Annotated in this window: 14 protein-coding genes and 1 pseudogene; 8 read left to right on the forward strand and 7 right to left on the reverse strand. The window is 48.3% G+C overall.

Annotated elements, in window-relative coordinates; genetic code table 11:
• Positions 1 to 66 precede the first annotated feature (66 nt).
• Positions 67 to 477, forward strand: coding sequence for a heat shock protein HslJ (gene hslJ / locus ABVN44_RS12660; RefSeq protein WP_000725242.1), 411 nt, complete (start codon positions 67 to 69; stop codon positions 475 to 477).
• 43 nt (positions 478 to 520) lie between these two features.
• On the opposite strand, the gene ABVN44_RS12665 is transcribed toward hslJ, so the two are convergent.
• Complete coding sequence (locus tag ABVN44_RS12665) at positions 521 to 787, reverse strand: DUF333 domain-containing protein (RefSeq protein ID WP_001200679.1); 267 nt, start codon at positions 785 to 787, stop codon at positions 521 to 523.
• On the opposite strand from ABVN44_RS12665, the gene ABVN44_RS12670 reads away from it, so the two are divergent.
• From ABVN44_RS12670 to uspF, 3 genes are all read left to right on the forward strand, one after another.
• Positions 691 to 1,002 (forward strand): hypothetical protein, encoded by a 312-nt coding sequence (locus ABVN44_RS12670; RefSeq protein ID WP_031619378.1) that lies wholly within the window; start codon positions 691 to 693, stop codon positions 1,000 to 1,002. The genes ABVN44_RS12665 and ABVN44_RS12670 overlap by 97 nt on opposite strands.
• A 60-nt stretch (positions 1,003 to 1,062) precedes the next feature.
• The gene (gene nifJ, locus ABVN44_RS12675) at positions 1,063 to 4,587 is read left to right on the forward strand and encodes a pyruvate:ferredoxin (flavodoxin) oxidoreductase (RefSeq protein ID WP_023231255.1); all 3,525 of its coding nucleotides are present in this window, start codon (positions 1,063 to 1,065) and stop codon (positions 4,585 to 4,587) included.
• Between the two features lie 481 nt (positions 4,588 to 5,068).
• Positions 5,069 to 5,503: a universal stress protein UspF gene (gene uspF, locus ABVN44_RS12680; RefSeq protein ID WP_023231254.1), complete on the forward strand. Its 435-nt coding sequence runs from the start codon at positions 5,069 to 5,071 to the stop codon at positions 5,501 to 5,503.
• 52 nt (positions 5,504 to 5,555) lie between these two features.
• Here the strand turns inward: uspF and ABVN44_RS12685 are convergent, their stop codons facing one another.
• Together ABVN44_RS12685 and ABVN44_RS12690 are read right to left on the reverse strand one after the other, a co-directional pair.
• Positions 5,556 to 5,894: an SMR family transporter gene (locus ABVN44_RS12685; protein WP_000159242.1), complete on the reverse strand. Its 339-nt coding sequence runs from the start codon at positions 5,892 to 5,894 to the stop codon at positions 5,556 to 5,558.
• Between the two features lie 274 nt (positions 5,895 to 6,168).
• Positions 6,169 to 9,591: a DUF4765 family protein gene (locus tag ABVN44_RS12690; protein WP_023231253.1), complete on the reverse strand. Its 3,423-nt coding sequence runs from the start codon at positions 9,589 to 9,591 to the stop codon at positions 6,169 to 6,171.
• Between the two features lie 428 nt (positions 9,592 to 10,019).
• On the opposite strand from ABVN44_RS12690, the pseudogene ABVN44_RS12695 reads away from it, so the two are divergent.
• A pseudogene (locus ABVN44_RS12695) lies at positions 10,020 to 10,172 on the forward strand (tyrosine-type recombinase/integrase); the annotation flags it as partial.
• 105 nt (positions 10,173 to 10,277) lie between these two features.
• Positions 10,278 to 11,213: a tRNA 2-thiocytidine(32) synthetase TtcA gene (ttcA, locus tag ABVN44_RS12700; protein WP_001156215.1), complete on the forward strand. Its 936-nt coding sequence runs from the start codon at positions 10,278 to 10,280 to the stop codon at positions 11,211 to 11,213.
• Positions 11,214 to 11,256: 43 nt separating this feature from the next.
• On the opposite strand, the gene dbpA is transcribed toward ttcA, so the two are convergent.
• From dbpA to smrA, 4 genes are all read right to left on the reverse strand, one after another.
• A complete protein-coding gene (gene dbpA / locus ABVN44_RS12705) occupies positions 11,257 to 12,630 on the reverse strand; it encodes an ATP-dependent RNA helicase DbpA (protein WP_000123688.1) in 1,374 nt (457 codons plus the stop codon).
• Positions 12,631 to 13,116: 486 nt separating this feature from the next.
• Positions 13,117 to 14,100 (reverse strand): zinc transporter ZntB, encoded by a 984-nt coding sequence (gene zntB / locus ABVN44_RS12710; protein ID WP_000387373.1) that lies wholly within the window; start codon positions 14,098 to 14,100, stop codon positions 13,117 to 13,119.
• A 145-nt stretch (positions 14,101 to 14,245) separates the two neighbouring features.
• On the reverse strand, positions 14,246 to 15,400 hold the full coding sequence (locus tag ABVN44_RS12715; protein WP_023231252.1) for a methyl-accepting chemotaxis protein: 1,155 nt from the start codon (positions 15,398 to 15,400) through the stop codon (positions 14,246 to 14,248).
• Between the two features lie 411 nt (positions 15,401 to 15,811).
• The gene (smrA, locus tag ABVN44_RS12720) at positions 15,812 to 16,375 is read right to left on the reverse strand and encodes a DNA endonuclease SmrA (protein WP_001046799.1); all 564 of its coding nucleotides are present in this window, start codon (positions 16,373 to 16,375) and stop codon (positions 15,812 to 15,814) included.
• A gap of 257 nt (positions 16,376 to 16,632) precedes the next feature.
• Here smrA and ogt point away from each other — a divergent pair, with 257 nt between their 5' ends.
• On the forward strand, positions 16,633 to 17,148 hold the full coding sequence (gene ogt, locus ABVN44_RS12725; protein WP_000945037.1) for a methylated-DNA--[protein]-cysteine S-methyltransferase: 516 nt from the start codon (positions 16,633 to 16,635) through the stop codon (positions 17,146 to 17,148).
• 195 nt (positions 17,149 to 17,343) lie between these two features.
• Entirely contained in the window at positions 17,344 to 18,096 is a 753-nt protein-coding gene (fnr, locus tag ABVN44_RS12730; RefSeq protein WP_000611914.1) for a fumarate/nitrate reduction transcriptional regulator Fnr, read from the forward strand.
• The last annotated feature ends 63 nt before the right edge of the window (positions 18,097 to 18,159 follow it).

The following is an 18,159-nucleotide window of genomic DNA, read 5'->3' on the forward strand; positions in this document are numbered from 1 at the left end:
CTGAAGATCTATCCGGTCATATCATTACTATAGTCAGTGTTAACTATCAGATTACAGAGAATATCAATGAAGAAAATCGTCACGCTGGTCGCCCTGAGCATCATAATGACGGGGTGTGTGAGCAGTGGAAAAGTGTCCGTCAAACGCGAGCAACTGGAGCACCACCGCTTTGTTCTGGAAAGCGTAAACGGTAAAACGGTCACCGGCCCGGAGCTCAGCTTTGGCGAGGACATGACGGTATCCGGCAAAATGTGCAATCAATTCACCGGCGAAGGAAAACTGTCGGACGGCGAATTAAAAGTGAAAAATTTAGCGATGACCCGAATGATGTGCGCCGATCCGCAGCTTAATGCGCTGGACGGCACCCTCAGCGAGCTCTTCAGCAAAGGCGCGCAGGTCGATTTAACCGCGAACCAATTAACGCTGGCGACGGCAGAAACAACGCTAATGTATAAACTGGCGGATTTAGCGCACTAAGCCATTAAGTGAAAAGTTATACGCGTCAGGCGAAACGCCGCGCTTAGTAACTCCCGCAATTTCCGGCGGCAAGCGACTGTTCGCTACAACGTTTGCCGTTGGGTAGCGCGCACATACCAATTACTGAACCATCAAGCTGCCGGGCCGCTGAAAGCGAACCGCCAATCATAGCGCAATTCGCTTCGCCGGCGCTGGACATCGCCGCTTTCATCCCTGGCGAAACATGCGCCGCGGTTGCCTGCTGAACAGGTTCGCTACTGCAAGCCGATAATAATAACGCGGCACATCCCACCCAAAACGCTGCGCGCATTTCTCTCCCCTCTGTTTATTCATCCAAACGACACCGCCCTAAATAATAGGCAGCAGAAACTGACGCGTCGAGAGGCAAAGCGCGCATTTATGCGCTTCATTAACATTTATTGGCAATTTTTTACGTCTTTTCGGCAAGAAATCGTCATTCTCCTCCCGCCAGGGACACAAAAGCGAAAATGGGGCTTGAAGGGCTTTGCTAAAATAAAAGGATAACTACAGGATGCGCTCACGATTATGCGTGTCCCTCTTTTTTGCGCAATGTAAGGGTGTCATATGCAAACAATTGACGGTAATGGCGCAGTAGCGTCGGTGGCGTTCCGTACCAGCGAGGTTATCGCCATTTACCCGATTACGCCCAGTTCAACAATGGCTGAACAAGCGGATGCCTGGGCCGGCAATGGGCTTAAAAATGTCTGGGGCGATACGCCGCGTGTGGTAGAGATGCAGTCGGAAGGCGGCGCGATCGCCGCCGTTCACGGTGCGTTACAAACCGGTTCGCTTTCTACGTCATTTACATCATCGCAGGGACTGCTGCTGATGATTCCAACGCTGTATAAACTGGCGGGGCAGCTCACGCCGTTTGTACTGCACGTTGCCGCGCGCACTGTCGCCACACACGCGCTTTCTATTTTTGGCGACCATTCCGATGTGATGGCGGTCCGCCAGACAGGCTGCGCGATGTTATGCGCCGCCAGCGTTCAGGAAGCGCAGGATTTTGCGCTGATCGCGCACAGGGCTACGCTGAAAAGCCGCGTTCCGTTTATTCATTTTTTTGATGGCTTCCGTACATCGCATGAAATCAACAAAATTATACCGCTAACGGATGAAACCATTCTGAACCTGATGCCGCAGGCGGAGATCGACGCTCACCGCGCCCGCGCGCTGAATCCGGAACATCCGGTGATTCGTGGAACTTCAGCGAATCCGGACACCTACTTCCAGTCTCGCGAAGCGACCAACCCGTGGTACAACGCCGTTTATGATCATGTTGAAGAGGCGATGAAGGCATTTGGCGACGCTACGGGCCGTCAGTACCAGCCATTTGAATATTATGGCCATCCCCAGGCTGAACGCGTCATCATTATGATGGGCTCCGCCCTCGGCACCTGCGAAGAGGTCGTGGACGAGCTACTGATACGCGGAGAAAAGGTCGGCGTTCTGAAAGTCCGTCTGTTCCGCCCCTTCTCCGCCAAACATTTGTTACAGGCATTACCGGAAACCGTTCGCGCTATCGCCGTGCTGGATCGCACCAAAGAGCCTGGCGCGCAGGCCGAGCCGCTTTATCTGGACGTGATGACCGCACTGGCGGAAGCCTTTAATAATGGCGAGCGCGAAACGTTGCCGCGCACCATTGGCGGCCGTTATGGGCTATCATCCAAAGAGTTCAGCCCGGCGTGCGTACTGGCGGTCTTTAATGAACTCAGCCATGCGAAACCCAAGCCACGGTTTACGGTGGGCATTTATGATGACGTTACTAACCTCTCGCTGCCATTACCGGAAAATACCCTGCCCGGCAGCGCTAAACTTGAAGCGTTATTTTACGGTCTGGGAAGCGACGGCAGCGTATCCGCCACGAAAAATAATATTAAAATTATCGGTAATTCTACGCCGTGGTATGCGCAAGGTTATTTCGTTTATGACTCTAAAAAAGCTGGCGGGCTCACGGTATCGCACCTGCGCGTCAGCGAAAAACCCATTCGTTCCGCTTACTTAATTGCTCAGGCGGATTTTGTCGGCTGCCACCAATTACAGTTTATCGATAAATATCAGATGGCGGAGCGTCTAAAGCCCGGCGGTATCTTTCTGCTTAATACGCCGTACAGCGCCGACGAGGTCTGGTCGCGTCTGCCGCAAGAAGTTCAGGCGGTGTTGAATCAGAAAAAGGCGCGTTTTTACGTGGTTAACGCGGCGAAAATCGCCCGCGAATGTGGACTTGGCGCCCGCATCAATACCGTCATGCAAATGGCTTTCTTCCACCTGACGCATATTCTTCCGGGCGATAGCGCCCTGGTTGAGCTGCAGGGCGCGATTGCCAAAAGCTATAGCAGCAAAGGACAGGATCTGGTTGAGCGTAACTGGCAGGCATTGGCTCTGGCGCAGGAATCGCTGGCGGAAGTGCCGTTGCAGGCGGTTAATCCGCATAGCGCGCATCGCCCGCCGGTCGTCTCCGACGCCGCGCCGGATTTCGTGAAAACCGTTACCGCCGCCATGTTGGCGGGCCTCGGCGACGCACTGCCTGTTTCCGCGCTGCCGCCGGACGGAACATGGCCAATGGGCACCACCCGCTGGGAAAAACGCAATATCGCCGAAGAGATTCCTGTCTGGAAAGAGGAACTGTGTACACAATGTAATCACTGCGTCGCCGCCTGCCCTCACTCGGCAATTCGTGCGAAAGTCGTTTCCCCGCAGGCGATGGAGAACGCGCCAGCCAGTCTGCATTCGCTGGACGTGAAGTCCCGCGATATGCGCGGCCAGAAATATGTGCTGCAGGTCGCTCCGGAAGACTGTACTGGCTGTAATTTATGCGTAGAGGTCTGCCCGGCTAAAGATCGGCAAAATCCGCAGATCAAGGCGATTAACATGATGTCGCGCCTTGAGCATGTGGAAGAAGAGAAAGTGAATTATGACTTCTTCCTCGACTTACCGGAAATCGATCGCAGCAAACTGGAACGAATTGATATCCGCACATCGCAGCTCATTACGCCGCTGTTTGAATATTCCGGCGCCTGTTCCGGCTGCGGTGAAACGCCGTATATTAAACTGCTGACTCAGTTATATGGCGACAGAATGTTAATCGCTAACGCCACGGGATGTTCTTCTATTTACGGCGGTAATTTGCCCTCGACGCCTTATACCACCGATGCCAACGGACGCGGCCCGGCATGGGCGAATTCGTTATTTGAAGATAACGCGGAATTTGGCCTCGGTTTCCGTCTGAGCGTGGATCAGCACCGGGCGCGCGTCATGCGTTTACTGGCGCAATTCGCCGATCGTATTCCGGCGGAATTAAACGATGCGCTGCATGCCGAAGCAACGCCTGACGTTCGGCGTGAGCAGGTCGCCGCATTACGCCAACATCTGAAATCGGTTGCGGGCGCAGAGGAACTGTTAAAGGATGCTGATGCGCTGGTAGAAAAATCAATCTGGCTGATTGGCGGCGATGGTTGGGCATACGACATCGGCTTTGGCGGTTTAGACCATGTGTTAAGCCTGACGGAGAATGTCAATATTCTGGTTTTGGATACGCAGTGTTACTCCAATACTGGCGGCCAGGCGTCGAAGGCGACGCCGCTTGGCGCCGTCACTAAGTTTGGCGAACATGGCAAGCGTAAAGCCCGTAAAGATCTTGGTGTCAGCATGATGATGTATGGTCATGTTTATGTCGCGCAAATCTCGCTGGGCGCGCAGTTAAACCAGACGGTGAAAGCCATCCAGGAGGCCGAAGCCTGGCCAGGACCGTCGCTGATCATTGCCTATAGCCCCTGTGAAGAACATGGCTACGATCTGGCGCTAAGCCATGACCAGATGCGCCAGTTAACGGCGACCGGTTTCTGGCCGTTATACCGCTTTGATCCCCGCCGTGCGGATGAAGGCAAGCCGCCGCTGGCTCTGGACTCTCGGCCACCGTCTGATGCCCTGGCGGAAACGTTGCTTAATGAACAGCGTTTCCGTCGCCTGAATGCGCAACAGCCTGAAGTAGCTGAACAATTATGGCGAGATGCCGCATTGGATTTGCAAAAACGCTATGACTTTCTTGCCTTGCTGGCAGGAAAAGCGGAAAAATCCGGCGCAGATTAAAAAATATTCTAAGGATTAGCCTGGAAACAAAAAAAGCCCGAACATCCGTTCGGGCTTGTCAATTTATACGCTGGAAAGCAAAGGTTAACGCAATGGCCCAGCGACAAAATGAATATGTGACAATAAAGGCATATAACAGGCGTAGAATATCGTAACCGAATGATATTGTATAATTTTTATTTCGTATAATACTCCCAAAAGCATTCGTATAAATTATATCTATTTCACTGCGAATTATTTCATTAATTATTGAATTAAACGGTAACATCTCTTTTTAGGTCTTTCCTGACAAGGCAGAAATAACGTTTTAACGTCAACTCGCTGATTATTTACGGGGAATGCGCTTAATATTACGCCGTCCTCCCCTGTTGGTAGTCCCCGCAGAGTATCGTGGAGCAGCACCTAAAATGTGACGTATGTCATTGTACATAAAGTGCCTTTAGGGAGTAGAATTTCAGTGGATACTTAAACAGGAGGTTTTATGAACAGAACGATTCTTGTACCCATCGATATTTCAGATTCAGAATTAACTCAACGCGTGATTTCACATGTTGAAGCCGAAGCAAAGATTGACGACGCTAAAGTGCACTTTTTGACTGTAATCCCGTCTTTGCCCTATTACGCTTCACTGGGACTGGCTTATTCAGCAGAGCTCCCCGCAATGGACGATTTGAAAGCCGAAGCCAAATCTCAACTGGAAGCGATTATCAGGAAATTCAACCTTCCCGCGGACCGCGTGCAGGCGCACGTGGCAGAAGGCTCTCCTAAAGATAAGATTCTGGAAATGGCAAAAAAATTACCGGCCGATATGGTGATTATCGCCTCGCATCGTCCGGATATTACTACCTATCTGTTGGGTTCCAACGCCGCAGCCGTTGTGCGTCATGCGGAATGCTCCGTACTGGTGGTGCGCTAAATACCCGAGCCCGCATAAGAGAGTGCGGGCTCAAATCAACCATCATCATCGCCTAGTGACTGACGCTTTTTGAAAACAGATTGATTACGATTACACCGCAGATGATAAGCAACATGCCAATAATAGCCGGCACATCCAATTTTTGGCCAAGAAACAGCCATCCTATCAATCCAATAAGAACAATCCCTACCCCAGACCAAATGGCATAAATGATACCCGCAGGGATGGTTCGCATAGGGATGGTAAGGCACCAGAACGCGATACAATATCCGATGATGGTAACGAGGCTCGGTACCAGACGCGTAAAACTATCCGATAATTTTAATGAGATCGTGGCGATAACTTCTACCACGATGGCGATAAATAGAAAGATTACAGCTTCTTTAGTCATACATCTCTTCGTTCCGATATTTTTCTGGTCGTGGTGACATCTTAATTAATACGGATGACAGAATAAAGACGCTTTTGACCCGTTGCGTATCTCGCCATAACCTACTTCAAGTTGCATGTGCTGCGGCTGCGTTCCCTTACCCCAGTCACTTACTTGAGTAAGCTCCTGGGGATTCGCTCGCTTGCCGCCTTCCTGCAACTCGAATTATTTAAAGTATAAAAGCAATGTTTCATACACGAGAGATAACAACAATAAACCTGTTCAGGATTTATGATTACTTAGAAGCGTTTGCCTGCCCCGTATTTTCTGCTTTACCATATGTCCTGTCAATTATACCAACAGGGTCCACTGGTGTGTTTTTTGGCATAACCCAGCCACTTTCACTGACACTACCTCGTGTAAGATATTTGACTTTTACCCTAACGATAATAAGATAATGTTCCCTGCTGAACCTGTCGGCAACACTAAGATCGGTGGTATATTCAGGTACGATTCTTCCACTTCGAACCTGCTCTTTGGCTATTTCAGCAGAGACAGGCAATACCTCTACATCGCCCCCCTCAATACCGCCTGCTGTTTTAAAACTAACAATATTTTCAGCCTGCGGGCCTATTGTACCTCGGCATAATACAACTTCGGTCTCCCCTGCTGCTGCATCCCCACTCCGGTATTTCTTATAAATACTTTGTACATTTTCTTCTGATGTAGGGTATAAATCTTCTGACAGAGAGGCCAGTATATCTTCCAGTAAGGGGGAATCATCCGTTATATCCAGAAGTTCTTCATCATAACCCGCGTCTCCTTCTCTTAACTCTGAATAAGGCTTATCAATATGGCGAATAAGCCCCCCACCTTTCAGCCCTGACGCTTGATAAAATCTTCCATCAGAAGAGCGGTAAAATGTCATGGCTGAATTTTTTCCGCTATCCGAATAGATTGCCTGATACGTTTCTGAACCGGGTTCTTTAGTTAAAATGAGCTCTCTGTCGCCATATTTTATCGTATTAGGCGCTTCCGATGACAGCGGTGGATATGAGGCTTGTTTTCTGTAAAAGCCTTCTCCTGACGGTTTGTAGTAACCATACGTTTGTTTATCAAAACCGGTAGCGCGATAGAGCCCATCGTTTCCCGCTGGACCTAACTCAAGAACTTTCTGATTACTTTTTTGATAAATAAAATCTGTATTTTCTATTGACTCTATAGTTTTATAATTACTCCCCTTTTGAATCGGCGCTCGTACTACACCTCTTTGTATTTTATTTTCAACAAATCGGAGGCCCGTATACTTTGCATTTGCCGCTCTTTCTGTGAACTTCGCTCCAGCAACAGGAACAGCCTCCATACCGATACGAATAATATCCTGTACGTAACCGCATACATCCGCAGAGTTTTCCACAACAGCCCGGTTAAGAATACTGCTGGTACCAGCCAGAGCGTTAAAACCAGGGATAAGCCCCATTACAATATTCCAGACCGTTCCTAAGAGGTGAAGTCCTGCTCTTGCAGCCGGACTTAATGAGGAAGTTGTGCGATGATGTATAGTATCATCAAGATCAAAACTCAGCTCAATTAAGCCTCCCAACCCCTCCTGAATAATCTTATTAAATGCATAAACGAATTCTTGCCCGCCATTCATGGAGGAAAGTTTCTCCTTGAACGATTCGAGAGCCTGAGCCTGTCTCTCATGTTGTTCTTCTAATGTCAGCCAACTGCTTTGCGCAATATCACTGATCTCGTGAATAAGCCCAACAACGGCCTCTTGCACCATTTTGTTGATGTCCATTAGTCCTAAGATATCACACTCCTGCATATGTTCCTTCATATGAGTCTCTGCTCGATAATATTTCTCCGCCCAGTTTAGCTGCTTATTGATCGCGGCTTTCATTAACAATCTTAAAGGCTCGTTACTTTTGGGAAGTGTTGATCTAACACCTTTGGTAAATTTATTATTAACCACAATTTTTCTTGCTATTGTGTCTATTTTTTTATCATTAACTGGCCCCGTTATCTTTGCACACCAAAAAATAATATTACGCATAATAATAAAATTATTTTTTATGCCTTCAGCGCTAAGCAATACTCTATCACCACCATTGCTGGATAAATGGTGTATCACTAATTGAACCAGCTTAAAAAGATGATTCATCCTTTTTTTATTAAAAGCGCTCTTTCCTTTTTCTTGTCTATTGAAAGATACTATTTCTAATGCTGTAATAATAGCATCCTTACCATAGAAAACGTCAAAGCTTGAACCAGAAATAGCAGGAAACTTTTCATACAGGACTTTCGCATAATGGCTTTCCCTTGTCCATAAAGGCCTGTCTATCATGGGTGGTTCAGGCTCAGTACTGAAATGCATAGGATGAACCAGCATATCACGCGCCATTAGTTCATATATTTTATATTGATGTTGAATATTTTCTCTTACAAAAGATAGAAAAGAAACGAAACTTCCCTCACCGAGAACGATGAGACGATCACGTAAATGAACTAAAAGACCTTTGAGCATATATTCAGCAGCAATAGCTCTTCCATCATGCGTCCACTGCCCAGTTTGAGAAAACGCAAGTAATTCATGATAGCCTCTTTTATAACTATTTGCCTCTTGTTCTTTTACCAGTAGTTTGAGTATTGAGATAAGGCGTCCCCCTGCCATAGATGTAAAGTGTTCAAATAGGCCATCTAACACCTTACCTGCCAGGTTAGACTCCGTAGTTGGGGCAGGATGATCCTCCGGGAGAGCCCTTTCATATCTCTGTAATTCTTTAACGGGTAAAAAATCATTCTCACCTTCTGAATTACCATTTTTTATCCTATAATCACCAGATGTTACTGCTAATCTTGATGATAATAACAAACCAGTTACTGCAATGTTTTTAATACTCCTGTCCATTTTATGAATGGTTACTGGCTGAAGATGATTGCGGCTATGAGAAGATAAGAAAATTTGCTTTTGAATTTCCTTTCCCTCAGATATAATTTGCTCAGTACTTTTAGGTGGAACAGTTACGCTATCTACATTAAATAGCTCATGTTCCCCACTCATCGTTATCTGAGAAAAACACGACGATGTATGTGCAATTGCAGCGGGATCAATCTCTTTATAAATAACATTGGCGTAAACGTTTGCAACTTCACCGCTTGCATTTAAATGATCGTGCAAAATATGTTTTAGAAATAGATCTAACAACAATTTTTTTGATGTAATTCCATTTACACAGTTGTGAAAGTCAGGGGGAATTGGATAGCCGTTTTGATCAAATGGAAGCGATAAACATCCTCGCCCCCCATCAATATTTTCGTAACTGTAATTTAGAGATATCTTTACCTCGCATTTATTGGTATCTACATCGTCATTGATACTGCGCTCTACTTTATAATTAACCAACCTACGGAAGGTTGCACTATTTGAATAATAAAAATCCAATGTTGATTTAATATCTTCACATATAATTTCATGTGTTGACTCAAAGAAGAAGTCATAAATATTTAAGCTGTTCTTTTCTTCATCTTTGGCCATCTCATCCAGCTTAATATATTCTTCTGGTAAATTAGATATTTGCTCATGAAAGATATCGTCCTGATAAAGTCCATCCAACATTGAAAGGTACGGTATGGTATCCCAACTTCTGATAGCTTGTATCTGTACCGTCTGCTGTGATTCTCTGGTTGATATATCACTTACTGTTATACGCATTACGTTCTCCAGCCAGAATTATGGTATACATCATAAGATGTAGATATCAGGTAGCAATTCTCATCGCAAATAATTTGTCTGAACTGTACATATGATACAGGCTATTTTTAATTCAATACGACCATCAGAATAGGTAAGAAAATTTTAAATAGTATACGGTAAACCGATCTTACCCAACGATAATTAAACACTCTGCACTATCTTATTAGATAATAAAATACTGATACGTTATTTTATATCGCCAATAAAAAGCAAAAAGGGTGTGCCGAATATCATTTTATACCTGTCCCGGTTCACCGCACGGAACTACTTGAAACGTACCATCATCAGGACGCAGCAGCGCCTGAATTTCAGTTGAGCCCGTCACTTCTTAACGGGCCTGGCTGCATGATGTATACAGTTGACAATATCCGAAGGTACTATCTCTATTAAAACGTGCTGGCATTCGTCGCCGTAATCCGTACCATACGCGACATACTTTTGCCTGCTGGCTGTTGACGGCAGGAGCGAACCCGGCATTTATCGCCAGCCAAATGGGGCATGAAACTGCGCAGATGGTGTATGAAATTTACGGTATGTAGATTGATGACATGAACGACGAACAAGTAGCGATGTTGAATGCGCGGTTATCGTAGTGGCAAGGTTTGCCCCCAATTTGCCCCATTTAGTACCAGAGAACTGAAATAATGCAAGAAATTCAAAAGAATACAAAGAAAGAGCAATACAACCTCAACAAGTTGCAAAAGCGCCTGCGCCGTAACGTTGGCGAAGCGATTGCCGATTTTAATATGATTGAAGAAGGCGATCGCATTATGGTTTGCCTTTCTGGCGGCAAAGATAGCTATACGATGCTGGAAATTTTACGTAATTTGCAGCAAAGCGCCCCGATCAATTTTTCACTGGTCGCCGTCAACCTCGATCAAAAGCAGCCAGGTTTTCCGGAGCATATCCTGCCAGCCTACCTTGAGCAGCTGGGCGTAGAATATAAAATCGTCGAAGAAAACACCTACGGCATTGTGAAAGAGAAGATTCCGGAAGGAAAAACCACCTGCTCGCTGTGCTCGCGTTTGCGTCGGGGTATCCTGTATCGTACTGCGACTGAACTGGGCGCGACCAAAATCGCCTTGGGCCACCATCGCGACGATATTCTGCAAACCCTGTTTCTGAATATGTTCTATGGCGGAAAAATGAAAGGGATGCCGCCGAAGCTGATGAGCGATGACGGCAAACATATCGTGATCCGCCCGCTGGCTTACTGCCGCGAGAAAGATATTGTCCGTTTTGCTGAGGCCAAAGCCTTTCCTATCATTCCTTGTAATCTGTGCGGTTCGCAACCCAACCTGCAACGCCAGGTGATTGCCGACATGCTACGCGACTGGGATAAGCGCTATCCTGGACGGATCGAGACGATGTTTAGCGCCATGCAGAATGTCGTGCCGTCTCACCTTTGTGACACTAACCTGTTCGATTTCAAAGGGATAACTCACGGTTCCGAGGTCATCGACGGCGGTGATTTAGCGTTCGATCGTGAAGAGATTCCCTTGCAGCCCGCTGGCTGGCAGCCGGAAGAAGATGACACCGCCTTAGAGGCGTTGCGGCTTGATGTTATCGAAGTGAAATAATCTGCAGGCGTCTCAGCACTCCGCTGAGACGCCATGCTATCAATCATTTTAATAGCCGTACCCGGCATGACTTGCCTTTGATCTTCCCGTTTTGCAACTGCTTCCAGGCTTTTTGCGCTACTGCTTGACGTACGGCGACGTAAACGTGCATTGGATGCACATTAATTTTGCCGATATCCGCCCCGTCTAATCCAATATCGCCGGTCAGCGCGCCTAAAATATCTCCCGGACGCATTTTCGCTTTTTTGCCGCCGTCAATACATAGGGTAGCCATCTCTGCGGCCAGAGGGAGCAACGACTGCCGGGCGGGCGCATTCAGCCAGTTCAGTTTGAGTTGCAGCATTTCTGAAAGAATATTTGCCCGCTGCGCCTCTTCCGGCGCGCAGAAACTGATCGCCAGACCGCTACTTCCCGCGCGCGCCGTACGGCCAATACGGTGGACATGCACCTCCGGGTCCCAGGCCAGTTCATAGTTAACCACCAGTTCGAGCGATTTAATGTCTAACCCTCGCGCGGCAACGTCGGTGGCAACCAGAATGCGCGCGCTGCCATTTGCAAAACGCACCAACGTCTGGTCGCGGTCGCGTTGTTCCAGATCGCCGTGGAGCGCCAACGCGCTTTGTCCTACCGCATTAAGCGCATCACAAACGGCCTGACAATCTTTTTTGGTATTGCAAAACACCACGCAGGACGCTGGCTGATGCTGGCTAAGCAACGTTTGTAGCAGCGAAATTTTTTCATGCGCAGACGTTTCGAAGAACTGTTGTTCGATAGCCGGTAGCGCATCTACCGTATCGATTTCAATACGTATTGGCTGCTGCTGTACACGACCGCTAATCGCCGCGATGGCCTCAGGCCAGGTTGCTGAAAACAACAACGTCTGGCGCGTCGCAGGCGCAAAGCGGATCACCTCATCAATGGCGTCACTGAATCCCATGTCCAGCATTCGGTCTGCTTCATCCATTACCAGAATATGCAGCGCATCCAGCGATACGGTTTCTTTTTGTAAATGATCCAGCAGGCGCCCCGGCGTCGCGACAATGATATGCGGAGCGTGCTGAAGCGAGTCGCGCTGTGCGCCAAAGGGTTGCCCGCCACACAAGGTCAGAATTTTGGTATTTGGCAGAAAACGGGCCAGGCGACGTAACTCCCCGGCTACCTGATCCGCCAGCTCCCGCGTCGGACACAGCACTAACGCCTGTGTCTGGAACAGAGTGACGTCAATTCGATGCAAGAGCCCAAGACCAAACGCCGCCGTTTTGCCGCTACCGGTCCTGGCCTGCACACGCACATCATTTCCCGCCAGAATGACGGGTAATGCTGCGGCCTGAACAGGCGTCATCTCAAGATAGCCCAGCTCAGTAAGGTTATTGAGCTGGGCGGCGGGCAAAACATTCAGGGTTGAAAAAGCGGTCACAATTTACTCTCGCGGTAACGACTCATAGTCAGCAGGCGCGTATCCTCGCAGATCCGGGCGTTTGATGCGACATTTTAATCGGTTCTTCGTCCGGCGGCGGGTCGGGCATCGGCTGAGGACGGGGAAGCGGCTCAGGAATGGGAACAGGGTCAGTGGGAATCGGGTCCGACAAGGACGAGTGTAGATATAATAAGGTCAAAAGACAGCTCATATTACCCTCCAGAATGTCATTCAGACTCTTAAAGGGTAGACGCAGATAGTCTACAGGCAAAAAAAAGCCGACTAATCTAAGTCGGCGTCGTACGAATCAATTGTGCTATGCAGTAATTCAAAAAAGGAAGTAAGACAATATGGAGCGCAACGCCCATCGCTTGACGTTGCATTCACCTGCGAGAGAGATATTGCCCCGAATAGGTAGATGGTTTATTGACTTCGCTCAAATTTCTCGGCGTTTTTTCACCCGAAATGGTCTGAAAAGCGCTTTTGTTACAACCATTTACTGCGATGCAACCATAAAGTAACACCACCGATCAGGACAACTAACAGAATACAAAACAGAGAAAAGCCGAACCGCCATCCGCCGCCGGGAATACCGCCCAGGTTAACGCCAAATAACCCTGTTAAAAAAGTGCTGGGCAGAAAAACCATCGCCATAAGCGACATGGTATAAGTTCTGCGCGCCAGAGACTCCTGCATCACCTGGGCAATTTCATCCGCCATGATGCCAGTACGCGCGATACAAGCGTCAATTTCATCCAACCCCCTTCCCAGCCTGTCGGCGATATCCTGCATTCTGCGCCGGTGATCGTCGCTCATCCACGGCAGCCGTTCACTCGCAAGCCGGGCATAGACGTCGCGCTGCGGCGCCATATAGCGGCGCATAACAATTAGCTGTTTACGTAGCAATGCGAGGAAACCGCGCGGTGGGATTTGCTGGTCGAGAAGATTATCTTCCAGATCGATAATTTTATCGTGTAGCTCTTCAATAAATTCACTGGCGTGATCGGTTAACGCATCGCACACATCCACTAACCAGCCGCCGCAATCTACGGGCCCGGTGCCCTCCTGCAAATCACTGACCACATCGTCCAGCGCCAGAACCTTTCGCTGACGGGTAGACACAATGAATCGCTCGTCCATATATAAACGCATTGCCACTAATTGATCCGGGCGTTCGTCAGTACTGCCATTAATACAGCGCAGCGTAATGAGCGTCCCTTCCCCCATACGACTTACGCGCGGGCGCGAGCTTTCACCAGCCAGCGCATCACGCACGTTATTGGGGAGTAAAGGCGTTGAAGCTAACCAGCGGGCGCTGTCCGGGTGGGTATAATTAAGATGTAGCCAACAGGGATGCTGACTATCGATCACATCATTATCTTCGAGCGGTTTTACTCCACCACGACCATCCAGTAGCCATGCGAAAACGGCATCCGGCACGTTCACATCCGATCCCTTAATGGCTTCCACAGCGCCTCCTCGTTACAACTCTTATGCCGTTAGTCTAGCTTTCGGGAAAGGTTAAGCAATCTCTCATTTTCTCATTGCGCAAAAAGAATGACGGGAACGTGCGAAAAAAGCGCCTTAGCAACAGGCGCTTACCAAACATGTATTATCAGGCCTGGCCGCGCCTGGTGATGGTCGAAAGAGGTGATACATGAGAGCGCGACAGCGCATGTTCACTGTAACCCGGCTGGCTTAAACGAAATTTGTCGGTTTTAGTCTGTAACTCGATCACCTGCGCCTTTAAAACATCCGAAGAAGCAGATAGCGCTTCAACCATTAAGACATTGCTATGGGTTGCTCTTTCCAGATCGCTCAACGCCAGTGTTATCTGGTTAATGCCTTTTTCCTGCTCCCGCGTGGTGGTGGAAATTTCACTCATCAGCACGTTTAATTGCCCGGAACCGCCAACAATCTCCTGCATATTTTTTTCAGCCTCCTGCACTATGGCGGCCCCCTGCCGCACATTGTCATGCGTAACGTCGATCAGCGCCTTGATATTTTTTGCCGCCTCAGCGCTACGATGCGCCAGATTACGCACTTCCCCGGCCACCACGGAGAAACCTTTTCCATGATCGCCCGCCCGCGCAGCCTCTACCGCCGCGTTAAGCGCCAGAATATTAGTCTGGAATGCGATACCGTCAATCAATGAAATAATCTCCGTCATCTGCGAGGCACAGTCGGTAATAGAACGCATATTTTCTGTAACCCGCACCATTAATTCACCGCCTTTACGGGCGCATTGGGTTGCACAATCCGCCTGTATGCTCGCCATTCGGGTATTATCCGCATTGTTTTTGGTACTCGCCGCCATTTCATCCATACTGGCGGCAGTTTGGATTAACGAGGCCGACTGCTGTTCCGTCTTTACGGATAGCGACATACTGCGCGCCGCCAGTTGTTCGGAAAGGGTCATTGCCGTTTGCGAAGAGGATCTGATTTCACGTACCAGCGCGGAAATATTCTCCGACAGGCTATTAATCCCGGGGATGAGTCGCCCGGCGCAATTATTGCCAAATTCGGAGATATGAATAGACAAGTTTCCTGCTGCGACCTCTTCAATACTTTTCTTCACGGTATTAATCGGCACTACCAGATAGCAGGTCATATACCACCAAAGCAGTAATGCCGAGATCAGATAAATGATATTACACGTAATTAAAATAGTGAGATCGTGCAGAAAAGCTATTTGTAAAGTATCCACCAAAAGAAACGTACATACCATGAATAGAATAATGCATGTCCTGACGCTGATATTTCTCAACATTTTTGTACGGCCTACAACCAGGATAGGAGACAGGTTTTATTTTTATAGCATTTCAGATAGCTATTGCCATTCGTTTCTTTGACATTCTCCATATTCAATACCAGACCATCGCCATTTCCCTTAGTGCAACAGATAAAATCACCTATATTCGCTATGCCAGGATATTCATCCATCCATATTGACAAGTGATGTACTTATCACCATTTTCTGCTTAATAGTTAAGTCGAAAGCCAAGATATTTTAATAGACGCTTAAATAAGCGAATGACTGTTTCTTCGTATTATTACCGTGGACAGCGTAATCGCCCGTTCTCTTGCAGAATCCTGAGTGTTTGGATGAGGCGTTATATCAGGCATAAAATCGGGTTCGCGCGAGCTTGCGCTGGCGGTCCTGTCCGCCAGCGGCAACGATTTACCGACTACGCTTCGCATGGCGCTCCCAGTTATCCTGTTTAGCCTGCACCGTTTTACGTAACGCGACATAACATGCCCCACCACCGCCATGGTGCGGCAGCGCCGAACAATAAGCCTGTACATCCTCAAACTCTGTCAACCAACGGGCCACATAGCTTCGGACGATATTGGCATGCGACTTCGCCTCTCGCCCTTTACCATGAATGATCAGGACATTACGCAACCCCTCTTTCTGCGCCTCCAGGATAAAACGAAATAGCATTTTTCGGCACGTTTCGACCGGCTGGCGTAACAAATTGAGGCTGGCCTGCTGAGGGTATTTCCCACTGCGTAACTTGTCGATGACACCCTGCTGCAATCCTTCCCGACGAAATTCAAGCGGTTCATTCAGCGGCAGAATATCCAGAAAGCCCGTCGTCAGGAAATTATCAAGCTGAAGCGTGTCGATACGCTGGGGCGTTTTAAGATTACGCGTTGGCTGCCAGTGTACATCAGTATGACGTTTCAGCGGCTGGACATCCTCCATGGCGTCAAGAAACAGCGCTTTATCGTCAAGGTTCATGGTTCATCCTCCAGCGTTTTTGCGACTGCCGTTATCATAACCGTGCCCTGTTATACCGACAACGGTTTACAGTTATTTCCAATAACAGCGACAATGTCAGGCAATTAACCGTCTCGCCAGGCTCCCTTTTTCTCCGCCAACGATATTACTGGCGCTAAATGTGTTATCCCTGACTATCTTTTAAGGAGTATGGTTGCGGGTATTCCTGGCATGATATCTTGTCTCTTACGTTAGGCTAAGACGATGTGAGAGAACGGATGCTGAGATTACTTGAAGAGAAGATAGCCACGCCATTAGGTCCGTTATGGGTGGTTTGCGATGAGCAGTTTCGACTGCGGGCCATTGAGTGGGAACAGTACCGCGATCGTATGGAGCAACTGCTAAATATCCACTACCGTCACGAAGGCTATGAACGCGTTTCTGCGACTAACCCCGGTGGACTCAGCGATAAGCTTGCAGATTATTTTGCAGGCAATCTCGCCGTAATTGATACCCTGGAAACCGCCACGGGGGGCACACCTTTTCAACGGGAAGTATGGCAGGCTTTGCGCACTATCCCCTGCGGGCAGGTGATGCACTATGGTCAACTGGCGGCGCAACTGGGACGACCGGGCGCCGCACGCGCAGTCGGTGCTGCGAATGGCGCTAACCCCATCAGTATTGTTGTTCCCTGCCATCGCGTCATCGGGCGTAACGGCACTCTGACCGGATACGCTGGCGGCGTGCAGCGAAAAGAGTGGCTATTACGCCATGAAGGCTATCTTTTATTATGAAAATACAGGCAAAAAGTGCCTTATCGGTCACACTTTTATGTAAAGCAACAACAAATAAATTACGTGTTTTCAAATAGATAAAAGTATTCATCAAACTTATACTTGAATTATTCCTTCTCCGGGATAGCTCAGACTTACGCGCTCACCAAAAAGATGTTAAAATTGACAAATATCAATTACGGCTTGAGCAGACCTATGATCCCGGAAAAGCGAATTATACGGCGCATTCAGTCTGGCGGTTGTGCTATCCATTGCCAGGATTGCAGTATCAGCCAGCTTTGCATCCCGTTCACACTTAACGAGCATGAGCTTGATCAGCTTGATAATATCATCGAGCGCAAAAAGCCCATTCAGAAAGGGCAAACTCTGTTTAAAGCAGGTGATGAATTGAAATCGCTCTATGCTATCCGCTCCGGAACGATTAAGAGCTACACCATTACCGAGCAAGGCGATGAGCAGATTACTGGATTCCATTTAGCAGGCGACCTGGTGGGTTTTGACGCCATTGGCAGCGGTCATCATCCGAGCTTTGCACAGGCGCTGGAAACCTCAATGGTATGTGAAATTCCCTTTGAGACGCTGGATGACCTGTCCGGCAAAATGCCTAACCTGCGTCAGCAAATGATGCGTCTGATGAGCGGTGAAATTAAAGGCGATCAGGATATGATCCTGCTATTGTCGAAGAAAAACGCCGAAGAACGTCTGGCTGCGTTTATTTACAACCTGTCCCGCCGCTTTGCGCAGCGTGGTTTTTCACCGCGTGAATTCCGCCTGACGATGACCCGTGGCGATATCGGCAACTATCTGGGCTTAACGGTCGAAACCATTAGCCGTCTGCTGGGGCGTTTCCAGAAAAGCGGCATGCTGGCGGTGAAAGGTAAGTATATTACTATTGAAAACAGCGATGCGCTGGCGGCCCTCGCCGGTCATACCCGCAACGTCGCTTAAACGTCAGCTAAACCATTGATGTTATCTTCTGCCATATCGTTAAATTTTTCTCATTTATTGATC

The sequence above is a fragment of the Salmonella sp. SJTUF15570 genome (genome assembly GCF_043357055.1).
In the GTDB taxonomy this organism is placed as follows: domain Bacteria; phylum Pseudomonadota; class Gammaproteobacteria; order Enterobacterales; family Enterobacteriaceae; genus Salmonella; species Salmonella enterica.